This window comes from Campylobacter concisus (genome assembly GCF_050447505.1).
In the GTDB taxonomy this organism is placed as follows: Bacteria; Campylobacterota; Campylobacteria; order Campylobacterales; family Campylobacteraceae; genus Campylobacter_A; species Campylobacter_A concisus_BP.
Map to the genome: position 1 here is coordinate 1,971,689 of NZ_JALMFZ010000001.1, position 20,433 is coordinate 1,992,121.

The window sequence follows — 20,433 nt, forward strand, 5'->3', positions numbered from 1 at the left end:
AATAAAGGACAAAAATGCAAGAAAGAAAGGCCGAAACTTTCACAGGAGAACGCGCGATGTTTGGGGCAAAGGGGATAAATTTTACTAACTGCATCTTTGAAGATGGCGAGTCACCGCTAAAACATAGCTCAAATTTAAAGCTAAATGGGTGCGTTTTTGCCTACAAATATCCACTTTGGTACGCAAGCGATATCACACTAAATGGCGGCTATCTTGAGCCTCTAGCAAGGGCTGGCATGTGGTACAGCAAAAATTTAAGCTTCAAAGACGTGGTCATAAATGCTCCAAAAAGCTTTAGAAAAAGCTCGCAAATTTCACTTGAAAATGTAAATTTCTCAGACGCTGCCGAGACACTTTGGGGGTGCGAGGACGTGAAGATAAAAAACGTCTTTGCAAAGGGGGATTACTTTGGGGCAAATAGCGAAAATTTAGAGGTTGATGGGCTAAACTTGGACGGCAACTACTGCTTTGATGGCTGCAAAAATCTTCGCATCACAAACTCAAAACTCATCTCAAAAGACGCCTTTTGGAACTGCGAAAACGTGGTCGCGCAAAACTGCCTCATCTCAGGCGAATACCTAGCCTGGAACGCGAAAAATGTAACACTCATAAACTGCACGATAAAGAGCTTGCAAGCGCTTTGCTACGTAGAAAATTTGGTTGTAAAAGATTGCATTTTTATGGATACAAGCCTTGCTTTTGAGTATTCAAGCGTAGATGTTAGCACCAAAAGCAGCATAAAAAGTGTGAAAAATCCAAAAAGTGGCGTCATAAGAGCTGGCAAGATAGATGAGATTATCATAGATGACAGCTTGGTTGATGTAAGCAAAATAGAGATAATCACGGATGAAATTTGATTTGTTTTTAAAAAACATTTGCTACACAACTTAAATTTCTAAAGCCGAAATAGCTCGCTAATAAAAGATCTTACAAATTTCGTAAAATTTAATAACTTTTATCCTTAAAAGTAGTAAAATAGTTACACTTTTTTGATCGGAAATGATATGAAATTTAAAGATTTTAAAGAAAAAAACAGTAGCAACTATGACTTTTTCACAGCTGACGAGATGAGCTATAAAGAATTTGTACAACTAAGCTTTAAAGAGTTTTTAAATAGCGATAGTGACTCAAAATGGCAGCTTGGCATAGATGATAAAAGGCTTAACTCATTTCCAAATTTCACCCAAAAACATCAAATTTGCATATCGAATTTAGACTATGAAGATAATGTTTTTCAGTTTAGAATTTGCTCTGAAAACAACGTATCAAGCCTTGGCTACCGCATGTTTACGAGCTTTGATAACGCTCATAAAGACTTTGTCACAGACGATATCAAACACTCTGATGAAGTTATGATGAGCCTAAAGCTTGGCGAGCTTAAAGAGTTCCCTTGCATATCAAAATGCGGCTGGTGGATCAAAGATATCTGGCGAGACATGTATCCTATCTTGGACGAGACTAGCAGCGAGGACTTTGTGGCTGGCATTATAAAAAACGAATTTACCAAAAAGATGACCGAGATAAACGAATGCTTAAAGCACGCTCAAGATAGCGGCAAGCTTGACGAAGTGATCGCCAAACTAAAAGCTAAAATCAACTGAATTTAGAAATTTACACCCACCGCACACGAGCTAGCTGGATATGAAGTAAGTCCGTAGTCAGCTGACTCAACGTTATAAAAGTCTAAATTTGCACTTCGCGAGATGATATATTCAAAGCCTTTTTGATTTAGCTCGATCAAAATTTCAAGCTCCGTATCTCTTTTGCAGACTATGCTTTCAAAAAAGTGAGAGAAGAAAGAAATTTTGACATTTTCTTTTTGTATTGAGTGATTTAGCATGAGCTCCATGTTGCTAAAAATTTTAAAGATAGTTTGATTTGTCTCAAATTTACCAAACCTCGCATAATAATTTTGCAAATTTGCATCATTTAGTACGATGTTTTTAGTGCAATTTTTTGTGATCTGCTCATAGATAAGACCAAAGAGTTCGATCGAAGCATTTTGATTATCCATTACTCTATTTGCGTGATTTGTAACAACTACAAAGCCATCTTTTATCTCGTATTTTTCATTTTTATAATAAAAGCTAACATTTGCCACCTCTTGCTCGAAACGCTTTTTATAAGCAAAAGGCAAATAGTTTAAAACGCCCATTTTATCGATAATAGCTGAGCTTCTTACGCCACCATCTAGCTCGTGCTGCATGAAGTATCTTATGAAGCTGCCTTGCTCTATGTCAAAGCTGTTTAAATACTCGATCTTATCAAGATAGATGCATCGGTAGAGCTTTACAAATTCTTGGTTTAGCCTCAAATTTATCTCATCTTGTAGCTCGCCGTATTTTTCAGTTTGATCCGCGTCTATAAATTCGATGATATTCATCTGCTTTTCGATCTTATCTTTTACAAAGATTGAAATTTTCACATCCTGCATCTCATAAAAGCACTTTATCGTATCTGTGGCACTTTTGGTGATATCTGTTTTAAATTTCTTAGCAAGCTCTGCTTTTTTAAGGGTGAGCGAAAAGTCGCCATTTTTTAGTTTATTTTGTGAGTATAAAAGATAGAGCAGCTGCTCATAGACCATGAGATGTGAGTAGGTTAAAAAGGTATTGTCCACTACAATGACGTAGTAGCAACGCGTTATAGAGTACCTTTTGTTATTTTGCAAAAATTCATCATAAATTTTTAATTTGCTTGGGGATTTACATACCTTAAAAACATCGTATGATTCTAAAAATATATTTTCCATTAATACCCCTTTTTACCTTTGCAAAAATATTACATAACTATTCTTTAAGCTAATTTAAATTTACAAGCTAACTAATAAAAATAATTTTGTAAAAATTAATATTAATTTAATTAAATATAGCTTAATTATATAAAATATTTTTATATAAATATATTTTTATTTACAAAATTTTATTTTATAAAGTAAAACTTAGCCATAAAAATATATTTTTTAAACTAAATTTAATAAATATAGTTATATTATTTTTCTCAGATAAGCATGCTTGTAGTTGAAAATTTACAAATTGGGAGCTCAAAATGGAATTTCTAATTTTGACGCTATTTCTGATTAGTGGGCTTATCTTATACATAAAGCCACAAATGAAGAAAATAGCAATGTCCTGTATGGCTTTGGGGTGCGTAATACTAGTTGCACTAGAATTTTACGTAAATTTATGGGTAGTCTTGCCAATAGGCAACTTTTAGGAGGGCAAGATGCAAACAAAACAAAACGAAATCCCAGCAAACGAACAAGGCTTTTTCAACCTTATGTCACTAGCCATCACTGCTCTTGTGGCACTTCCAGTTGGCATCGCCTGCTTGGTGCTTGGCTTTGGACTAGGTGATAACCCTTGCGTAATGTGCTGGGCCGAGAGGATCACGATGATAGCTATTAGCCTAATAGCGCTTTTCATCATCAGGTACGGACTAAAGCCTGGCTATCTAGCAGCACTTTTACTAATGGCTTGCTGGGGCATATTTAATGGCTTTATCCATTACAGCCTAGATGGAACATTTGGCGGCTATCTTGACATCAAACAAGGTTTTGGCCTTGAAATTTTAGGTGCCCACACTCAGTTTTGGGTTATGGTTGTTGATTTTTGTGTGATCATATTTTTGGCTCTTATATTTTTGTTTAGCAAAAATTTGGGTCTTATAATGCAAAAAAGCTCAAATGGCGAATATGGCGACTTTCTAAGCTACTTGCCACTTGGCAAATTTGCAAATTTAGTCTTTATCGTGATCATCCTTGCAAACTGCGTTCAAGCCTTTATAGCTTCTGGTCCACCACCATATCTAGGATCTAGCACACCGCCAAGAATGAGTATCGATCCTTCAAAATGGTTCTGGGAGAAAGACCACTGGGATAGCTCGCTTGATTTTAGATTTGACTGGAACCCTGAGCTTCCAGACCTAGCAAAGTAAGGAGTAAAAGATGAAAAAACTAATATTTTTTGTCGCATTGGCAAGCCTTGCTTTTGGGTTTAACTTTGACATGGACAGTAAAAATGGAGCGATCCAAAACATAAAAGAGCTAGGCCTTAAAGATACGCTCACTCTAAATTTGCAAAATGATAATGCAATAACTGGTGCTGACTACGATGAGAGCAAAAAGCACTTTGCTCTTGTCTCAAACGACAATGAATTTTACATCGCAGATGAAAATTTAAAGCCTTTAAGTTATGCCAAGCACGACCGCCATTTTATAATGGAGATGGAGGCAACAGTTGGAGCTACTTGGTATAAAAAAGAGCTTGGCATGATAAGTTATAACAAAACTTTTGTCTTTTATGAGCCAGCTAGCAACCTTAGTAAAGATGAGCAAAATAGCCAGTGGAGGCACCTACTGGCTGGATATGACGCATGGAAGCTAAACGACCTTGGTAACAAGGGCAGATTTTCTACCATTAGATCAAAACAGCAGTACATCTTAGGCTGGGACTACTTAGAAAGTGAGAATAAATTTTTCACAGCTAGCGTGCCAAATGACGTTAGAGACTACTGGAGTGTGGCTATATTTGATGGTGACGACAAGATGATCTTAGAAGAATTTATACCAAAAGCTGGAGCAAATTTACAGCTAAAAGAGGGTAGAAATTTAAACAACTACTACATTACTGGTGTTGATGTGGAGCCTGATGCGCTCTATCTTTTAAGCAAAAATTTCTCAACTATTTTAAAGTTAAATTTGACCACTAAAGAGATAGACGAGGCTTTTAGTTTTAGTGGGGTAAATAACCCAAGAGCATTAGCGATCAAAGATAATAAATTTTACATCTTCTCACGAGAAGGCAAAGAGAATAAAGTTTTTATCTTTGAGATGAAATAGCTATCAAATTTAAGGAGAAAACATGCAAAGACGTTCTTTCCTAAAAGGTACCGGAGCAGCTCTAGCAGCAGCTGGAACAGCTCCTAGCCTATTTGGTATGGAGCAATTTGAGGTGGATTTTAACCCAAAATCCTATAAGAACGAGGAAAATGTAGAGTACCACTACCTAACCTGTCCTAGAAACTGCCGTGATGCCTGTTCGATGATCGCTGAGATAAAAGACGGCAAAATGGTAAGCATAAAAGGCGATCCAAAACACCCGCTAACACAAGGCACAGTCTGCGTCAAGGGTCACACCTATGCCATGCATCTATATAACGCTGACCGCATCATGCACCCTATGAAAAGAGTCGGTAAAAAAGGCGAGGGAAAATGGGAGAAGATAAGCTGGGATCAAGCCTTAAAAGAGATAGCTGCAAAGCTAACTGAGATAAAAGAGAAATTTGGCGGCGAAGCATTGACCGAGTTTGTCTACTCTGGCAACGAGGGACATATCTCAAAAACTATCGCACCGGGAAATTTCTTTGAAAAATATGGAGCCACAAGACTTGTTAGAAACCCTTGCGACTGGCCAAGATACGCGGGTACTCCTAGCGTTATAGGTACTGATTTCTCAAAAGATGCACTTGAGGTCGACGAGAGTGATATGTATATCAGCTGGGGATCAAACGAAGCTTATACGGCCGTACACTGGATAAGATTTGCTCACCGTGTTAAAAAAAGAGGCGGAAAGATCATCGTTATAAATACGATAAGAATTCCTCTAGCAAACCAAGCAGATATGTTTATCCAGCTAAAACCATCTAGTGACCCTGCATTTTGTCTAGCGGTCTGTAAATTTTTAATAGAAGAAGATCTATATGATCATGAATTTGTGGAAAAATACACAACAGGCTTTGAAGATCTAGTGCACGAGTGCTCACTCTACACCTATGGCGAACTATCTGAGATGTGCGGAGCAAGTGTGGATCAGATAAAAGTCTTTGCTAGAGAGTACGCTCACGCAAAAGCACCAGCTATCATGCACGGCGATGGCGGCCAAAGACACTTTAACGGCGCAAGGCTAGTGCGCGCGGTTACCTTCTTGCCGGTACTTACGGGCTGCCTTACAAAACTTGGTGGAGGACTATTTTGGGCATATGTGCATGTAAAAGGCTGCTTTAACTTCGATAACTGTATGCCAGATCTCTCTCCAAAAGATAAAGATGGCAAAAAGATAGAAAGACAGCAAGTAAGCTATATAGAATTTGGTAAAGGCATACAAAAAGAAAATCCAACATATCTTGACAAGCCTATAAACACTGTCATTAGAGCATGTATCAACTACAACTCAAATTTAATGGTAACAGCTCCAAATACAAATTTGATCAAAAAGCGTGTAATGGACGATGACTTCTTTTTGGTTGTAATTGATCCTTACGAAACAGATACCTGTGACTATGCTGACTATGTTCTACCTGGTGTTACATTTATGGAGAGTGAGGATATCCAAAACGACCAAATTTCTGGATACGTCTGCTACAACGCTCAAAGCGTAAAACCTCTAGGCGAAGCTAAGACAAATTTAGAGTTCTTCAACGCTCTTGCAAAAGCGATGGGCTATACAGAAGAGTGCTTTAACTGGGATAGTGAAACGGTTTGCAGACGCTTTTTGGATACAGAATTTGCCAAAAAACAAAACATCACCTATGAAAAACTAAAATCAGTCGGCTGGATCAAGCCATTTAGAACGCCTGAAACAATGAAAGATCAGTTCCCATACTACCCTTATGCGCCAAAAGACAAACTAGTCTTTGGTACAAAGAGTGGAAAATGCGAGCTTTACTCACAAACCTTTAAAGACGCAGGCTATCATCCAGTAATAGACCTTGAAACTGACTGGGACTACTACGAAAAGAGCAATAAATTTGGGAAAGACTATCTCAAAAAATATCCGCTTTATTTCATGACGCCAGGTACTCAGCTACAAGACAACTCAAACTGGGGCAATATGCCTTATATCTTAAAAAGGGTTATCGTTAAGGGCAATGCTGAGCTATTTATGACACGTGAAGATATGGAAGCACGCGGTATCAAAAACGGAGACACAGTTGAGGCAACAAACGAAAAAGGAACAGCCGTCTTTACAGCAGTCGAGACAAATCAAATGAACCCAGGCATAGTCTATGCGTGGAACAACATCTGGGTAAAAGTGACAAAATCAAGAACTGGAGCAAATATACTTTGCTCTGATGGCGTTAGCGATCTAGGAAATGGCTCAACCTATACAGCTAGCTTTTGTGAAGTAAAAAAAGCAGCTAAACAAGAGATGTAAAGGGGTCTAAGATGAAAAGAAAACAAGGATTTTTATTTGATTATAACTTTTGTATAGGCTGCAAGGCTTGTGAAATTTCATGTCAGGTCTATCACAACCAAGATCCAGATATAAACTGGAGACATGTCGATGGCCTTATGATACATGAAGATGGCATAGAAAAAGAGATCTTTATGACTCACTCTTGCCATCACTGCGACGAGCCAGCCTGTATGGATGTCTGCCCAGTTGGGGCTTATATCAAGCTAGAAAATGGTGTCGTACAGCCACTTCATGATAAGTGCATAGGCTGTGGATACTGCTTGATGGCTTGCCCTTATGGCTCTATCACAAAAGGCAAAGACGGCAAGGCTCAAAAGTGCAACCTTTGTGCCGAAAAACTTGAGCGTGGCGAAGAACCAGCTTGCGTAGCAGGCTGTCCGTGTGGAGTACTAAAACTAGTTGATAGCAACGTTAGCGACAGCGCTGGTATGCAAAAAGAGATGCCAGGCTTTAAACACTTCTTTACCAAGCCAAATATCCGCTTTTATCCAAGAATGAAGCGAAATGAATTCATACACTAAAGAGTAAAAGATGGATAAGGTCAAAGAAAAGCTTAGCGTTAGTCTTAGTGTTGAAGACTTTTTAAGGCGATTTTTCTTAGTAGAGCTTAGAGAGCAAAATTTAGATGAGCTCATAAGCCTAAGCCTTAATTTTAGTGATAAATTTAAAAATCACGACTTCATACTTTGGCTAAATAAGTGTAAAGATGATCTAAATTTGCTAGACGAGCTAAGATATGAATTTAATAGGCTCTTTGTAGGACCAAGACACCCAAAGGCCGAGCCATACGAGTCGGTTTATTTTGATTATAAAACGATGTTTGGCGAAAAGACCATGCAGGTGCGAAGCTTTTATGAGAGCTCTGGGCTAAAGCTTAGCAAAGAGCAGTTTGATAAATTTCCAGATGATTTCATCGGATACGAGCTGCAATACCTTTACTTTCTAAGTTTCAATGCCTTGCAAGCAGACGAAAAAGAGAAGATGGATGAAATTTTACATAAAAAATATGACTTCATCCGCACTCATCCGTTTGAGTGGTTTTATAAATTTAGCTCTCGCTGTAAGGAGGCTACAAATTTAGAAGCTTATGTGAGCTTTGCTGATTTTTTAAATTTATATCTTGAAAATGAGATAGAGCAGTCAAGAGCTCTTCTAACTTTTAAGAGTTAAAGGATAGATAATGGAACAAACAACTTGGGGATGGCTCATAGTCATATATCTCTTTTTAGGTGGTTTAGGTGCTGGGGCGTTTTTGTGCTCGGCTTTAGCCTACAAAGGCTTTTTGGGCAAGCTTGATGAGAAATTTTACAAATTTGGATTCTTGCTCGCGCCAATAGCGGTTATAGTTGGAACTGCACTTTTACTATTTGACCTAGCACCAAGCGCAGCGATCAATCCAGCTAAGATCATAGGTCTTTACACAAGACCAGTTTCTATAATGAGTATCGGCACATATCTTCTAACATTTTTCATAATAGTTAGCGTGCTTGTGCTTTTACAGGTCAAAAAAGGCGGCAAAATTTGCGATATGATGCTTAGCTTTGGCTCGTTACTAGCGCTTGGTGTGATGGGATATACTGGACTACTTTTATATGTAGTAAAAGCGATCCCACTTTGGGCAAGTATATGGCTACCGATACTATTTACTATCTCAGCCATATCAACAGGCCTTAGTGCAAACGCTATATCTGTGCTAAGTGGTGGTGGCGTTTTAAGCCATGAGTCGCATAAATTTCACACTATCTTAGTAGCGCTTGAAATTTTTGCCCTCTTGATGCTATTTGCAAGCGTTAGAAACGAAGCTGCTGGCATGGCTAGCATAACCAAAATAGTATCAGGTTCTCTAGCACCGATGTTTTGGATAGGCTTTATAGTACTCGGTCTTGCACTGCCATTAATTGGTGGCAGTAAATTTATGCTGCAAAGATGTGGCGTGACAAAAGACGGAGCAGTATGTGAATGTAGCGAAGGCATCAAATCCTGCGTATACAATGAATATGGTGTTTTAATCGGCGGTTTTTGCCTAAGAGCATTTATCGTTCTTGGAGCAATTTATATATTTTAATAAACTTTCTCCCTTTAAAAACTAGACCAGATAGGATCTGGCCTAGCTATCTAATCATTTCTCACCAAGCGGCCAGTAAACAACTGGTTTAGCTCCCAGTCTAGCCTCACCATGATACATACCAAGCTTATCTTTAGTCCAAGCAAAGCCTGTCTTGCCAGACTTATCAATAGAGATGATACCACCACTGCCACCTAGTGTTGCTACCTCTTTTACAGCCTCTTCGGCTGCTTTTTGCACATCTGAAGTTTTGTATTTATAAAGAGCTGAGACTTCATGAGCAGCATTTACACGCATGTAGATATCACCTGTGCCTGTGCAAGAGACTGCCACTGAGTCATTATCTGCATAGGTTCCAGAGCCAATTATCGGACTATCACCTATACGGCCAGTCATTTTATTTGTCATGCCACCAGTACTTGTTGCTGCGGCTAGGTTGCCATTTTTATCAAGAGCAATCGCTCCAACAGTACCAAGATATGGACGCTCATATAAATTTAGCGAAGTTTTCTTTGTCTTTTCGCTATCAAGCATGAGCTTTTGTTTCTCTTTAGCCCTTTGGAGTGCATCATATCTAAACTGCGTGAAAAAGTACTTTTGATCAACCATCTCTAGGCCGTTTTCTTTGGCTAGCTTGTCAGCTCCCTCGCCAGCAACAAGAGTGTGCCAAGTCTTGTCCATTACAACTCTTGCACCAAGGATTGGGTTTTTGATATGCCTTGCCATCGCTACTGCACCTGCTTTTTTAGTAGAGCCATCCATGATCGAGGCATCCAGCTCATTAAAGCCGTCAGCTGTAAATACTGCGCCCTTGCCAGCATTAAAATTTGGATCGTCTTCTAACACCATAATGGCTGCCGTAACTGCATCCATAGCACTACCGCCCTTTTCAAGCACGGCCTGACCAGCTAAAAGCGCCTTTTTCATAGGCTCTTCGCGCACTTTAAACTCATCTTTAGTAAGCTCAAGTCCGCTAGTGCCACCATGTATGACAATAACAGGGCTAAATTTATCCTCTGCGTTTAAGAGTGAGCCTGCGAATAAGGCAACGCCAGCTGCTACAAAAACAGCTTTTGAAAATGCTAGTTTCATACGCTCTCCTTTAAAGAAATTTGATAAATCTTAAAAAAATAATATAACTTAATACTTTTCGTTTAGCTTAATATAAGTATATACTTTTGCATGAGGCAGTGTTAAATTTAATAAATTTAGCATCGTGTTCATTTGTGTGTAATAAAACTTTAACAAGAATGATAAAAATAAGAAACTATCAATACATCACCTCAAAAATGACTTTTTGAAGATCAGCTTAGAGGTCATGCTAATATCAAATAGTTAAGGTTCTGCATTTTTAATAAGCAATGGAATAAATATAGCATAGCAGAAAACCAATTAGACAACTTGTTGGTCTAATATTTGTGCGATAGGTGGCGAATGTAACTAAATAACCAACAACCCTAGCACAAAGCATTGTGTTTACACACCAAAAACACACAATTACAGCATACAGCACAAAATAAAGGTCGCTAAACCAATAATCTAATAATAAAAAAATAAAAACTACTATTTTATACTTAAATAGAAATAAACACTAATAAAAACCAGAATTAATAATATAAGAATTAAAGCAGATAAACAACAAAGCCCGCAACGACCTACTTTTCCAACATCCCAGTAAGGGAGAGTATCATCAGCCAGGACGAGCTTAGCTTCTTGGTTCGAGATGGAGCAAGGCGTTTCCTCGTCTGTATAGTCACGGGCAGTGTTAAATAAAAGATATACTAGATAAATCTCTTATTTAACACTACTAAATAAAGTTAAAAGTCATAAACAAAGTTTTATAAAAACATATCTTATTAAGTTTTTATCCTTAACAAGGAAGTGATGCTTATTAAAAGATAAGCAGACGAGCTATTAGTACTGGTCAGCTAAAGGACTTTCATCCATTACACACCCAGCCTATCAAACACATAGTCTATATGAGCTCTTAAAAGAAGATTCATCTTGGAGTTGGCTTCCTGCTTAGATGCTTTCAGCAGTTATCACATCCCAACATAGCTACCGAGCGGTGCCCTTGGCAGGACAACTCGTACACCAGTGGTTGGTTCGACCCGGTCCTCTCGTACTAGGGTCAACTCTCCTCAATCTTCTTGCGCCCACGGCAGATAGGGACCGAACTGTCTCACGACGTTCTGAACCCAGCTCGCGTACCGCTTTAAATGGCGAACAGCCATACCCTTGGGACCTGCTCCAGCCCCAGGATGCGATGAGCCGACATCGAGGTGCCAAACCTCCCCGTCGATGTGAGCTCTTGGGGGAGATCAGCCTGTTATCCCCGGGGTACCTTTTATCCTTTGAGCGATGGCCCTTCCACACAGAACCACCGGATCACTAAGACCGACTTTCGTCTCTGCTTGACGTGTATGTCTCGCAGTTAAGCTGGCTTATGCCTTTATACTCTACGAACGATTTCCAACCGTTCTGAGCCAACCTTTGTAAGCCTCCGTTACATTTTGGGAGGCGACCGCCCCAGTCAAACTACCCACCAGACATTGTCCTACTTGAGGATAACTCAAGCTAGTTAGCTATCAGAATAAAAAAGAGCGGTATCTCAACAATGGCTCACCATAAACTGACGTCTATGGATCAAAGCCTCCCGCCTATCCTGCACATTTTTATCCCAATAGCAGTGTCAAGCTGTAGTAAAGGTCCACGGGGTCTTTCCGTCTTGCCGCGGGTAGGAGGAATTTTCACCTCCACTACAATTTCACTGGATCCCTCTTCGAGACAGCTCCCATCTCGTTACGCCATTCATGCAGGTCGATATTTAATCGACAAGGAATTTCGCTACCTTAGGACCGTTATAGTTACGGCCGCCGTTTACTCGGGCTTCGATCAAACGCTTCGCAGAGCTAACGTCATCAATTAACCTTCGAGCACCGGGCAGGCGTCACACCCTATACATCCTCTTACGAGTTAGCAGAGTGCTGTGTTTTTGGTAAACAGTCGGGAGGGACTCTTTGTTGTAACCTTCAATGCTTACGGAGTAAATCCTTCACAAAGTTAGGCACACCTTATACCGAAGATACGGTGCTATTTTGCAGAGTTCCTTGAAGAGAGTTCTTCCACGCGCCTTAGAATACTCATCCCACCCACCTGTGTCGGTTTACGGTACGGGCAACTATAACTAAACTTAGAAACTTTTCTTGGCTCGACAGTATCAAGGATTTACGATTCATTCCGAAGAACTTCACGCACCTGTAAGGCCTCGGCTTAAAGGAGTTCGGATTTGCCTGAACTCCAACCTGCACCTTTCGACCAGCACTACCATCCGCTGGCTCCTCTAACTCTAAGCGTCCTTCCATCGCACATTATAGTTGGCATTGGAATATTAACCAATTTTCCATCGCATACCCCTTTCGGACTTTGCTTAGGACCCGGCTAACCCTACGATGACGAGCATCGCGTAGGAAACCTTGGGTTTACGGCGTTGGGGATTCTCACCCCAATTATCGCTACTCATGCCTGCATGCTCACTTGTATTCGCTCCAGCACTCCTTACCGGTATACCTTCAACGCAAATACAACGCTCTCCTACCACTTAGTAAACTAAGTCTAAAGCTTCGGTACTCATTTTAGCCCCGTTATATTTTCCGCGCAGAATCACTAGACCAGTGAGCTATTACGCTTTCTTTAAAGGATGGCTGCTTCTAAGCCAACCTCCTGGTTGTTTAAGTAACTCCACATCGTTTTCCACTTAAATGAGATTTAGGGACCTTAGCTGTTAGTCTGGGTTGTTCCCCTCTCGACGACGGATTTTATCACTCGCCGCCTGACTGCCATGATTACACACTAGGTATTCGGAGTTTGATAGGGTTTGGTACATTGGTGTATGCCCTAGCCCATTCAGTGCTCTACCCCCTAGTGTTACTACATGACGCTATACCTAAATATATTTCGGAGAGAACCAGCTATCACGATGTTTGATTGGCCTTTCACCCCTATCCACAAGTCATCCCATAGCTTTTCAACGCTAGCGGGTTCGGTCCTCCACCGGCTCTTACACCGGTTTCAACCTGCTCATGGATAGATCACATCGTTTCGGGTCTGCAACGTCTGACTAAACGCCCTATTAAGACTCGCTTTCGCTACGGCTCCGGGTTTCCTTAACCTCGCCAGACATCACAACTCGCAGGCTCATTATGCAAAAGGCAGTCCATCACCCTGATAAATCATAGGGCTCTGAATGATTGTAAGCAAATGGTTTCAGGTTCTATTTCACTCTGATCACCTCAGTTCTTTTCACCTTTCCCTCACGGTACTTGTGCACTATCGGTCTAGTAGTAGTATTTAGGGTTGGATAGTGGTCTACCCAGCTTCAGACAGAATATCACGTGTTCCGCCCTACTCAGGATACTGCTAAGTAAAACAAAGCTTTCATATACGGGGGTATCACCCTCTGTGCCTAACCTTTCCAGGTTGTTCTATTAGCTAAGTTTAGTCTATATTGCAGTCCTACAACCCCACTAGTAAACTAGTGGTTTGCCCTCTTACGCGTTCGCTCGCCGCTACTAGCGTAATCTCTTTTGATTTCTTTTCCTGAGGGTACTAAGATGTTTCAATTCCCCTCGTTCGCTCCGTTATACGGTAACTAATATCTCTATTAGTTGGGTTGCCCCATTCAGAAATTCCCGGATCAAAGCCCCTTGACGGCTCCCCGAGACTTATCGCAGCCTGGCACGTCTTTCATCGCCTCTACTAGCCAAGGCATCCACCACTTGCTCTTTGTAGCTTACCTTTTCTATATTAGATTATTCTAATTCGCATCACTTCCTTGTTAAAGATAACTTTATGTTACTACATTTAAATTCTAGCTCTCAAGACGGAAAGCATTGACTACTATTTAGATAAGTTTTAAATCCTAAATAGATTGTGATGTCAAACTTTTGCATTAAATGCAAAGAGAATAGAAATTTAAATCTTTAACAAGTCCTGTAAAATTGTTTTTAAAACTTGCTTGTGACTATTAACAATATTAATTAAAAGAACATTTAGACTTCGCAGACTAGCAAGCTAGCCTTTACGACCAAAGAGTTGCACCCTTTGGAAACCCCTAAAGCACAAAGTTGCTTTCGGCAACTTTATAATCAATAAAGATCAAGTACGCTTAAAAGTCTAAAGTAAATGTTTCTTAAAACACTTAATATAGACTTTTGCTGTTAAACTATTTTATGGTGGAGAATAGCGGGATCGAACCGCTGACCTCCTGCGTGCAAAGCAGGCGCTCTCCCAGCTGAGCTAATTCCCCAATTAAATTCTCTGGTGGGCCTAACAAGACTTGAACTTGTGACCTCACCCTTATCAGGGGTGCACTCTAACCAGCTGAGCTATAGGCCCCTATAGGTCTATCAATCTTTCAAAACTAAACAAGGATGATTGAGAATATCTTTCTTATAGATATCTTGTGAGAGAATATCTATATGTACTCTAGAAAGGAGGTGATCCAACCGCAGGTTCTCCTACGGTTACCTTGTTACGACTTCACCCCAGTCGCTGATTCCACTGTGGACGGTAACTAATTTAGTATTCCGGCTTCGAGTGAAATCAACTCCCATGGTGTGACGGGCGGTGAGTACAAGACCCGGGAACGTATTCACCGTAGCATGGCTGATCTACGATTACTAGCGATTCCGGCTTCATGGAGTCGAGTTGCAGACTCCAATCCGAACTGGGACATATTTTATAGATTTGCTCCATCTCGCGATATTGCTTCTCATTGTATATGCCATTGTAGCACGTGTGTCGCCCCGGACATAAGGGCCATGATGACTTGACGTCGTCCACACCTTCCTCCTCCTTACGAAGGCAGTCTCATTAGAGTGCTCAGCCGAACTGTTAGCAACTAATGACGTGGGTTGCGCTCGTTGCGGGACTTAACCCAACATCTCACGACACGAGCTGACGACAGCCGTGCAGCACCTGTCTTAACATTTCTGCAAGCAGACACTCTTCTATCTCTAGATGATTTGTTAGATATCAAGTCCGGGTAAGGTTCTTCGCGTATCTTCGAATTAAACCACATGCTCCACCGCTTGTGCGGGTCCCCGTCTATTCCTTTGAGTTTTAATCTTGCGACCGTACTCCCCAGGCGGTATACTTAATCCGTTAGGTGCATTACTGCCAAGACTAGCTTAGCAACAACTAGTATACATCGTTTAGGGCGTGGACTACCAGGGTATCTAATCCTGTTTGCTCCCCACGCTTTCACGCATTAGCGTCAGTTGAGTTCCAGCAGATCGCCTTCGCAATGGGTATTCCTGGTGATCTCTACGGATTTTACCCCTACACCACCAATTCCATCTGCCTCTCCCTCACTCTAGATTATCAGTTTCCCAAGCAGTTCTATGGTTAAGCCATAGGATTTCACAAGAGACTTGATAATCCGCCTACGCGTCCTTTACGCCCAGTGATTCCGAGTAACGCTTGCACCCTCCGTATTACCGCGGCTGCTGGCACGGAGTTAGCCGGTGCTTATTCGTTAGGTACCGTCATTATTCTTCCCTAACAAAAGGAGTTTACGCTCCGAAAAGTGTCATCCTCCACGCGGCGTTGCTGCTTCAGGGTTTCCCCCATTGAGCAATATTCCCTACTGCTGCCTCCCGTAGGAGTCTGGACCGTGTCTCAGTTCCAGTGTGACTGATCATCCTCTCAGACCAGTTATGCGTCATAGCCTTGGTGAGCCATTACCTCACCAACTAGCTGATACAATATAGCCTCATCCTACACCGAAAAACTTTCCCTATCTAACTTATGCTAGAGAGGAGTATAGAGTATTAGCAGTCGTTTCCAACTGTTGTCCTCTAGTGTAGGGCAGATTAGCTATACATTACTCACCCGTGCGCCACTAACTCATAAGAGCAAGCTCTTACTTGTCCGTTCGACTTGCATGTATTAGGCACGCCGCCAGCGTTCACTCTGAGCCAGGATCAAACTCTCCATATTAACCTTCTTTAACGTAAAGCAAAGCTTTACTAAGAAGCAACACTAAAGACTAAGATTGCTAATGCAATCTAGTAATAATGTTTTTACTAAAATTGCTTTTAGTATTTATTATGAAGTTTTTAATCAAAAAAACTTTTAGTTTTTATATTAGTTTGTCTAATCTATTATTTAATCATAATAGACTGGCTCAATCGATCACTTGTTTAGATTTCAAAGATTGACTAATAGTTTAACAATTGTAAGTTAAAAGAACAACGATAAGAAAAAGGCTTTATTAACGTTGAAGTTAAAGGTGGTTTCTCGTTTCGTGAGCTGGAATTATATATGAGTGATGCTTAAAGATAGTTGAAATAATTGCAAAATATTTTACAAATTTAATTTTTATTTCTGATACATAAATTTGGAGAGCATCCTTGCTCTCCGTTTGATTTAATACCACCACTTTGATAGCAAATTTACATCTATGATTACATAGGCTGTGTTACTTCGTCCTTGATCTCAACAGTAACAGTTGTTCCGCTAGTATCATTTGTATATGCGGTATAGCCGTCAGTTGATGCACCCTTTTGCCAGCCAGTATCTTTAAATTCTACTTTGTCTCCAGCATCAGCTGTTATTTTTAGCGTATTATCACCATCTGTTAAGCTTATGACATCACTTAGTTTGACACTTAAAGTAGTATTTTGGCTCTTATTAGAGATATTAAGCTCCTCAAAGTTATGTGCATGATCTGCGATGCTATCTAAATTTATAGATCTGTCTGGGTTAGTGATAGATAATTTGTCATAACCAGTGCCACCATCTATATCATTACCTTGCATATCTGACTTTGCAATCGTTAATGAGTCATCGCCTGCGCCTAACTTTATATTAGAGTAGTGGATATAGTTACCAACTTTGATGGTGTCGTTTCCACTTCCAGTTTCTACAGTACTATGATCTATATTTGTTCCAACTGTTAATGTATTGTTGCCATCACCTAAATTTACATTAGAGCGATTTGTTATATATCCATCGACTTTGACGTTGTCATAACCATCTCCAGCGATTACTGATGCTCTATCGATATTTGTCTCTACTTTTAAGATATTATCTCCATCGCCTAAATTTAGTTTTGAGTCTTCTACCATGTCACCCCAAACACCACCACTCTTATGCACCGTTACTATATCGTCACCATCACCTAGTTTCACATCTGCTCTATGAGTGAATGTTTTAACATCTAGCTCTACTGCTTTACCTTGTGCTTCGATATTAACAGCACTTGCGCTTTTTGGATTGTCATCAAGTAACAAGCCTGTTCTATTTGTGCCATAAATAGCGCTAGCATTTATATGAGTAGGTGCATCACTAAAGTCAAAGACTATCTCATCTTTGCCTGTTGATCCTTTGTTGCCAGCAGCGTCTGTTAAATATGCCCAAGCTTCAAAAATTTTACCATCAGAGTCCTTGCCAAAAGGAATATGCTCCCATGTTCCATGAATCATATTTTGTTTTACAAAGCCCACATAGCCTTTTGCTATATCTTCAGCTTTTATAGTATAAGTTAGCTCACCAGTAGCACCTGGTCCGCCCCACATATAGTGCATAACGTCACCAACTTTAACCGTACCGTCGTTTGGAAGATATGCTTTCCAAGCTATACGTCCTGCGTGTTCAGGATTTAAATTCTCACTCCAGCTAAATTTACCATCATTGTTGAGATCATCTATCCACTCAACTTTTAAATTTGTCACTTTCGTATCAACAGTTATGGTTACTGGAGCGGCCTCGGCTGTATTGCCAGCTTTGTCAGTAGTTTTTACCTTCAGCTCATGCTCGCCCTCGCTAAGTGGAGTGCTCACTTTAAAACTCCAAGAGCCGCCCGCTTTTGCCTCTACTTGACCGATCTTGTTTGTACCATCAAAGATCTCTACAGTTGAGCCAGCCTCTGCCTTGCCTGATAGAGTTGGTGTGTTGTCGTTTGTTAGACCTTTTAGTGTTTTGCCTTCAACTGTCACATCATTGCCCTTAACATTGCCATTTACAACGCCGCCCGTAACATCATCTGTAACGCTATCAAGCGTAACCTTAGTGCTTGTATCTACTGTTATAGTAGCTGGGTCAGAGGCCTTGATCGCATTTGTGGCTGGAGATGAGGCTGTGATATTGTGAGCGCCTTCGCCAAGTGGAGTGGCCGGAGTGATAGACCAGTTGCCATAATTATCAGCTTTGCTGCTGCCTATCTTAGTCGTGCCATCATATAGCTCCACTACCGAGTTAGGGTCGGCCTTGCCGTTAAATGTCGGAGTGCTGTCGTTTGTTAGCCCTTTTTTAGTTACGCCATTTACTACTACGTCATTATCTTTGACATTGCCGTGATCTATACCGCCTGCAACATCATCGATCACCTCTGTGATAGTGACAACATTTACGTTCGCTAAGAATGCATAGCCTGTATTGCTTCCACTATCGTTGCCATTTAGGTTAAGGTGGTCTGTGATAGTAGCATTAACACCTGTTGCATGGACATAATCTGACTTCACAACGCCATTTTCATACATATTATATAGTGGCACGCCAGTTATTTCAATAGCGTTGTTATTTGGCGCTGGGATGCCTGCATGTGTGACATTGCCAGCTACATCGACCTCGTCAAAAGTCACAGTGCCGTCAGCCGCTTTGTGAATGACAAATGTCTTCACAAATGTTGGCTCTGGGTTATTTGCTGGGTATTGTTTTACGCCAGTGTCAGCATAAATTTTGTTGTAGTCAGTTATAGCAACTGTTAGTTTATCGCCGTCTGAGAACACTTTTGGTAATGTTATGCGAGCTGTAGTGTGGTTGATATCGCCGTCTTTTATAGCGTCAGCTACGCTTATGCCGGCATTTAGTGCGCCTGAGCCACTTCCTGAAACGCTTGGATTATAAACTTTGTTGCCTTCTATAAATTCTATCTTCGGAGCCTCCATGCCATCTCTAAATATCCATGTATTTCCATTAGACTGCTCTGCACGGTCATCACCTTTTATACTTACCTCTATACCACGTGAGTGTGTACCATTCATGCTGGCTGTTGGCATATCAGCTATATCTATACCAAATTTCTCGCCAGCACCATTTGTAGATGTAAGACCTGATTTGATAACTGTCTTATCAGTCTCTGAAGTGATCTGATCAACTGTCATAGAGCCATCAGCTGCTTTATGAACTAAGAAATACTTATAAGCAGTCGTATCTGTGCCACCTGTTTTTGCAAGAGAGGCTGCATCTGGTCCGTAGCCATATTTTACAGTTACAACGTCGCCATCTTGAACATTCTCAGGTAGTGAGATGCGTGCTGTGGTGTGGTTGATATCACCATCTAGCATAGCTGTATTTCTATTTTGATTTGTTATTTGATCTGATTTTTCATTTAGAACATTGCCATGCTCATCAAGCTCAACAAATTTAACTTCAGCCTTACCAACATTTTCAAATTTAACACTTGAAGTAGCTTTAAGGGTTGTACCTTCTAGCTCAGCTGTGATGCTAGCTGCATTTCCGAGGGCTGTTTGATAGTGGTTATAGTCATAGCTAATCTTTATGCCATTATCGCCGTCAAATACGTTGTTGCCTTTTGTATCTATAACGCTTGTAATATTGCCACTAGCATCTTTATGAACTGTGTAATAGTCATTTATGCCAGTGCCTATGACATGTATCTTGCTGCCGTCCTTTGCAAGGTTTGGTATGCTGATAGTTGCAGTAGCTTTTGCGCCATCCTCGGCATAGTTCTCGCCTCTTGTGATAGTGCCATTGCCATCTGCATCATCATTAAATTTGATAGTAAATTTATCTGGAGCAGTAGTCTCGCCTGTGGCTGTGTTGCCAGCGCCATCAGTAGCCTTTGCGACCACTGGAGTGTTGTCTTTTGTCGCATTGTCGCTGATAGTGACCTTGCCACTATGTGGATCAAGCTTGAAAGCACCTGTTGGAGCTGTCGTCTTGCCAGGAGTGTTATCTACGACCCAGCCGGCACTTGGGTTTTTGACCACGGTTATAGTTTGCGTGTTGCCACCATTGTCTGTGTATGAAATTGCAACCTTTGTCGCGTCATTGTCGTGAGGCACTACATCAACTGTGCCGTCAGCCTTTGGAGTGAGATCTACCTGCGGCGGCACAACGTCTGATACTGGAGTAGTAACTGGT

General features: G+C 40.7%; 11 protein-coding genes, 2 tRNA genes and 3 rRNA genes. 8 read left to right on the plus strand and 8 right to left on the minus strand.

Going from position 1 to position 20,433, the window contains the following annotated elements; genetic code table 11:
- Nucleotides 1-14: 14 nt before the first annotated feature.
- Nucleotides 15-857 carry a DUF3737 family protein gene (locus MTT09_RS09940; RefSeq protein WP_429803681.1) on the plus strand — a complete coding sequence of 281 codons (843 nt, stop codon included), beginning with the start codon at nt 15-17 and terminating at the stop codon, nt 855-857.
- 147 nt (nt 858-1,004) lie between these two features.
- Nucleotides 1,005-1,601, plus strand: coding sequence for an effector protein (locus tag MTT09_RS09945; RefSeq protein ID WP_429803682.1), 597 nt, complete (start codon nt 1,005-1,007; stop codon nt 1,599-1,601).
- Between the two features lie 2 nt (nt 1,602-1,603).
- Here MTT09_RS09945 and MTT09_RS09950 read toward each other — a convergent pair whose 3' ends face one another.
- On the minus strand, nt 1,604-2,752 hold the full coding sequence (locus tag MTT09_RS09950; RefSeq protein ID WP_429803683.1) for a hypothetical protein: 1,149 nt from the start codon (nt 2,750-2,752) through the stop codon (nt 1,604-1,606).
- Between the two features lie 473 nt (nt 2,753-3,225).
- On the opposite strand from MTT09_RS09950, the gene MTT09_RS09955 reads away from it, so the two are divergent.
- Genes MTT09_RS09955 through nrfD form a run of 6 tightly spaced genes read left to right on the plus strand, consistent with a single transcriptional unit; the run spans nt 3,226 to nt 9,261 of the window.
- On the plus strand, nt 3,226-3,936 hold the full coding sequence (locus MTT09_RS09955; protein ID WP_103620707.1) for a disulfide bond formation protein B: 711 nt from the start codon (nt 3,226-3,228) through the stop codon (nt 3,934-3,936).
- Between the two features lie 10 nt (nt 3,937-3,946).
- Nucleotides 3,947-4,840, plus strand: a complete 894-nt coding sequence (locus tag MTT09_RS09960; RefSeq protein WP_429803684.1) for a hypothetical protein — start codon at nt 3,947-3,949, stop codon at nt 4,838-4,840.
- Nucleotides 4,841-4,862: 22 nt separating this feature from the next.
- Nucleotides 4,863-7,154 carry a molybdopterin-containing oxidoreductase family protein gene (locus MTT09_RS09965; RefSeq protein ID WP_194173911.1) on the plus strand — a complete coding sequence of 764 codons (2,292 nt, stop codon included), beginning with the start codon at nt 4,863-4,865 and terminating at the stop codon, nt 7,152-7,154.
- 11 nt (nt 7,155-7,165) lie between these two features.
- Complete coding sequence (locus tag MTT09_RS09970; protein ID WP_429803685.1) at nt 7,166-7,717, plus strand: 4Fe-4S dicluster domain-containing protein; 552 nt, start codon at nt 7,166-7,168, stop codon at nt 7,715-7,717.
- A 10-nt stretch (nt 7,718-7,727) separates the two neighbouring features.
- A complete protein-coding gene (locus tag MTT09_RS09975) occupies nt 7,728-8,366 on the plus strand; it encodes a TorD/DmsD family molecular chaperone (protein WP_103631105.1) in 639 nt (212 codons plus the stop codon).
- A 10-nt stretch (nt 8,367-8,376) separates the two neighbouring features.
- Nucleotides 8,377-9,261 (plus strand): NrfD/PsrC family molybdoenzyme membrane anchor subunit, encoded by an 885-nt coding sequence (gene nrfD / locus MTT09_RS09980; RefSeq protein ID WP_429803686.1) that lies wholly within the window; start codon nt 8,377-8,379, stop codon nt 9,259-9,261.
- 54 nt (nt 9,262-9,315) lie between these two features.
- Here nrfD and MTT09_RS09985 read toward each other — a convergent pair whose 3' ends face one another.
- The 7 genes from MTT09_RS09985 to MTT09_RS10015 all read right to left on the minus strand — a co-directional run.
- Nucleotides 9,316-10,353 (minus strand): isoaspartyl peptidase/L-asparaginase family protein, encoded by a 1,038-nt coding sequence (locus MTT09_RS09985; protein ID WP_429802719.1) that lies wholly within the window; start codon nt 10,351-10,353, stop codon nt 9,316-9,318.
- Nucleotides 10,354-10,903: 550 nt separating this feature from the next.
- A 5S ribosomal RNA gene (gene rrf, locus MTT09_RS09990) occupies nt 10,904-11,022 on the minus strand.
- Nucleotides 11,023-11,155: 133 nt separating this feature from the next.
- Nucleotides 11,156-14,059: ribosomal RNA gene (locus tag MTT09_RS09995) — 23S ribosomal RNA — on the minus strand.
- 434 nt (nt 14,060-14,493) lie between these two features.
- Nucleotides 14,494-14,569: transfer RNA gene (locus MTT09_RS10000), tRNA-Ala, on the minus strand.
- 12 nt (nt 14,570-14,581) lie between these two features.
- Nucleotides 14,582-14,658 (minus strand) — tRNA-Ile (locus MTT09_RS10005).
- A gap of 94 nt (nt 14,659-14,752) precedes the next feature.
- Nucleotides 14,753-16,263 (minus strand): 16S ribosomal RNA (locus MTT09_RS10010).
- The 16S, 23S and 5S rRNA genes sit together here with 2 tRNA genes alongside, the layout of an rRNA operon.
- A 467-nt stretch (nt 16,264-16,730) precedes the next feature.
- On the minus strand, nt 16,731-20,433 hold a 3,703-nt coding region (locus MTT09_RS10015; RefSeq protein ID WP_429803687.1), incomplete at its 5' end, for an Ig-like domain-containing protein.

Bases quoted from the DNA above. Each gene is read 5' to 3' on its own strand.
- MTT09_RS09940 (WP_429803681.1), top strand. From the start codon at position 15: ATGCAAGAAAGAAAGGCCGAAACTTTCACAGGAGAACGCGCGATGTTT.
- MTT09_RS09945 (WP_429803682.1), top strand. From the start codon at position 1,005: ATGAAATTTAAAGATTTTAAAGAAAAAAACAGTAGCAACTATGACTTT.
- MTT09_RS09950 (WP_429803683.1), bottom strand. From the start codon at position 2,752: ATGGAAAATATATTTTTAGAATCATACGATGTTTTTAAGGTATGTAAA.
- MTT09_RS09955 (WP_103620707.1), top strand. From the start codon at position 3,226: ATGCAAACAAAACAAAACGAAATCCCAGCAAACGAACAAGGCTTTTTC.
- MTT09_RS09960 (WP_429803684.1), top strand. From the start codon at position 3,947: ATGAAAAAACTAATATTTTTTGTCGCATTGGCAAGCCTTGCTTTTGGG.
- MTT09_RS09965 (WP_194173911.1), top strand. From the start codon at position 4,863: ATGCAAAGACGTTCTTTCCTAAAAGGTACCGGAGCAGCTCTAGCAGCA.
- MTT09_RS09970 (WP_429803685.1), top strand. From the start codon at position 7,166: ATGAAAAGAAAACAAGGATTTTTATTTGATTATAACTTTTGTATAGGC.
- MTT09_RS09975 (WP_103631105.1), top strand. From the start codon at position 7,728: ATGGATAAGGTCAAAGAAAAGCTTAGCGTTAGTCTTAGTGTTGAAGAC.
- nrfD (WP_429803686.1), top strand. From the start codon at position 8,377: ATGGAACAAACAACTTGGGGATGGCTCATAGTCATATATCTCTTTTTA.
- MTT09_RS09985 (WP_429802719.1), bottom strand. From the start codon at position 10,353: ATGAAACTAGCATTTTCAAAAGCTGTTTTTGTAGCAGCTGGCGTTGCC.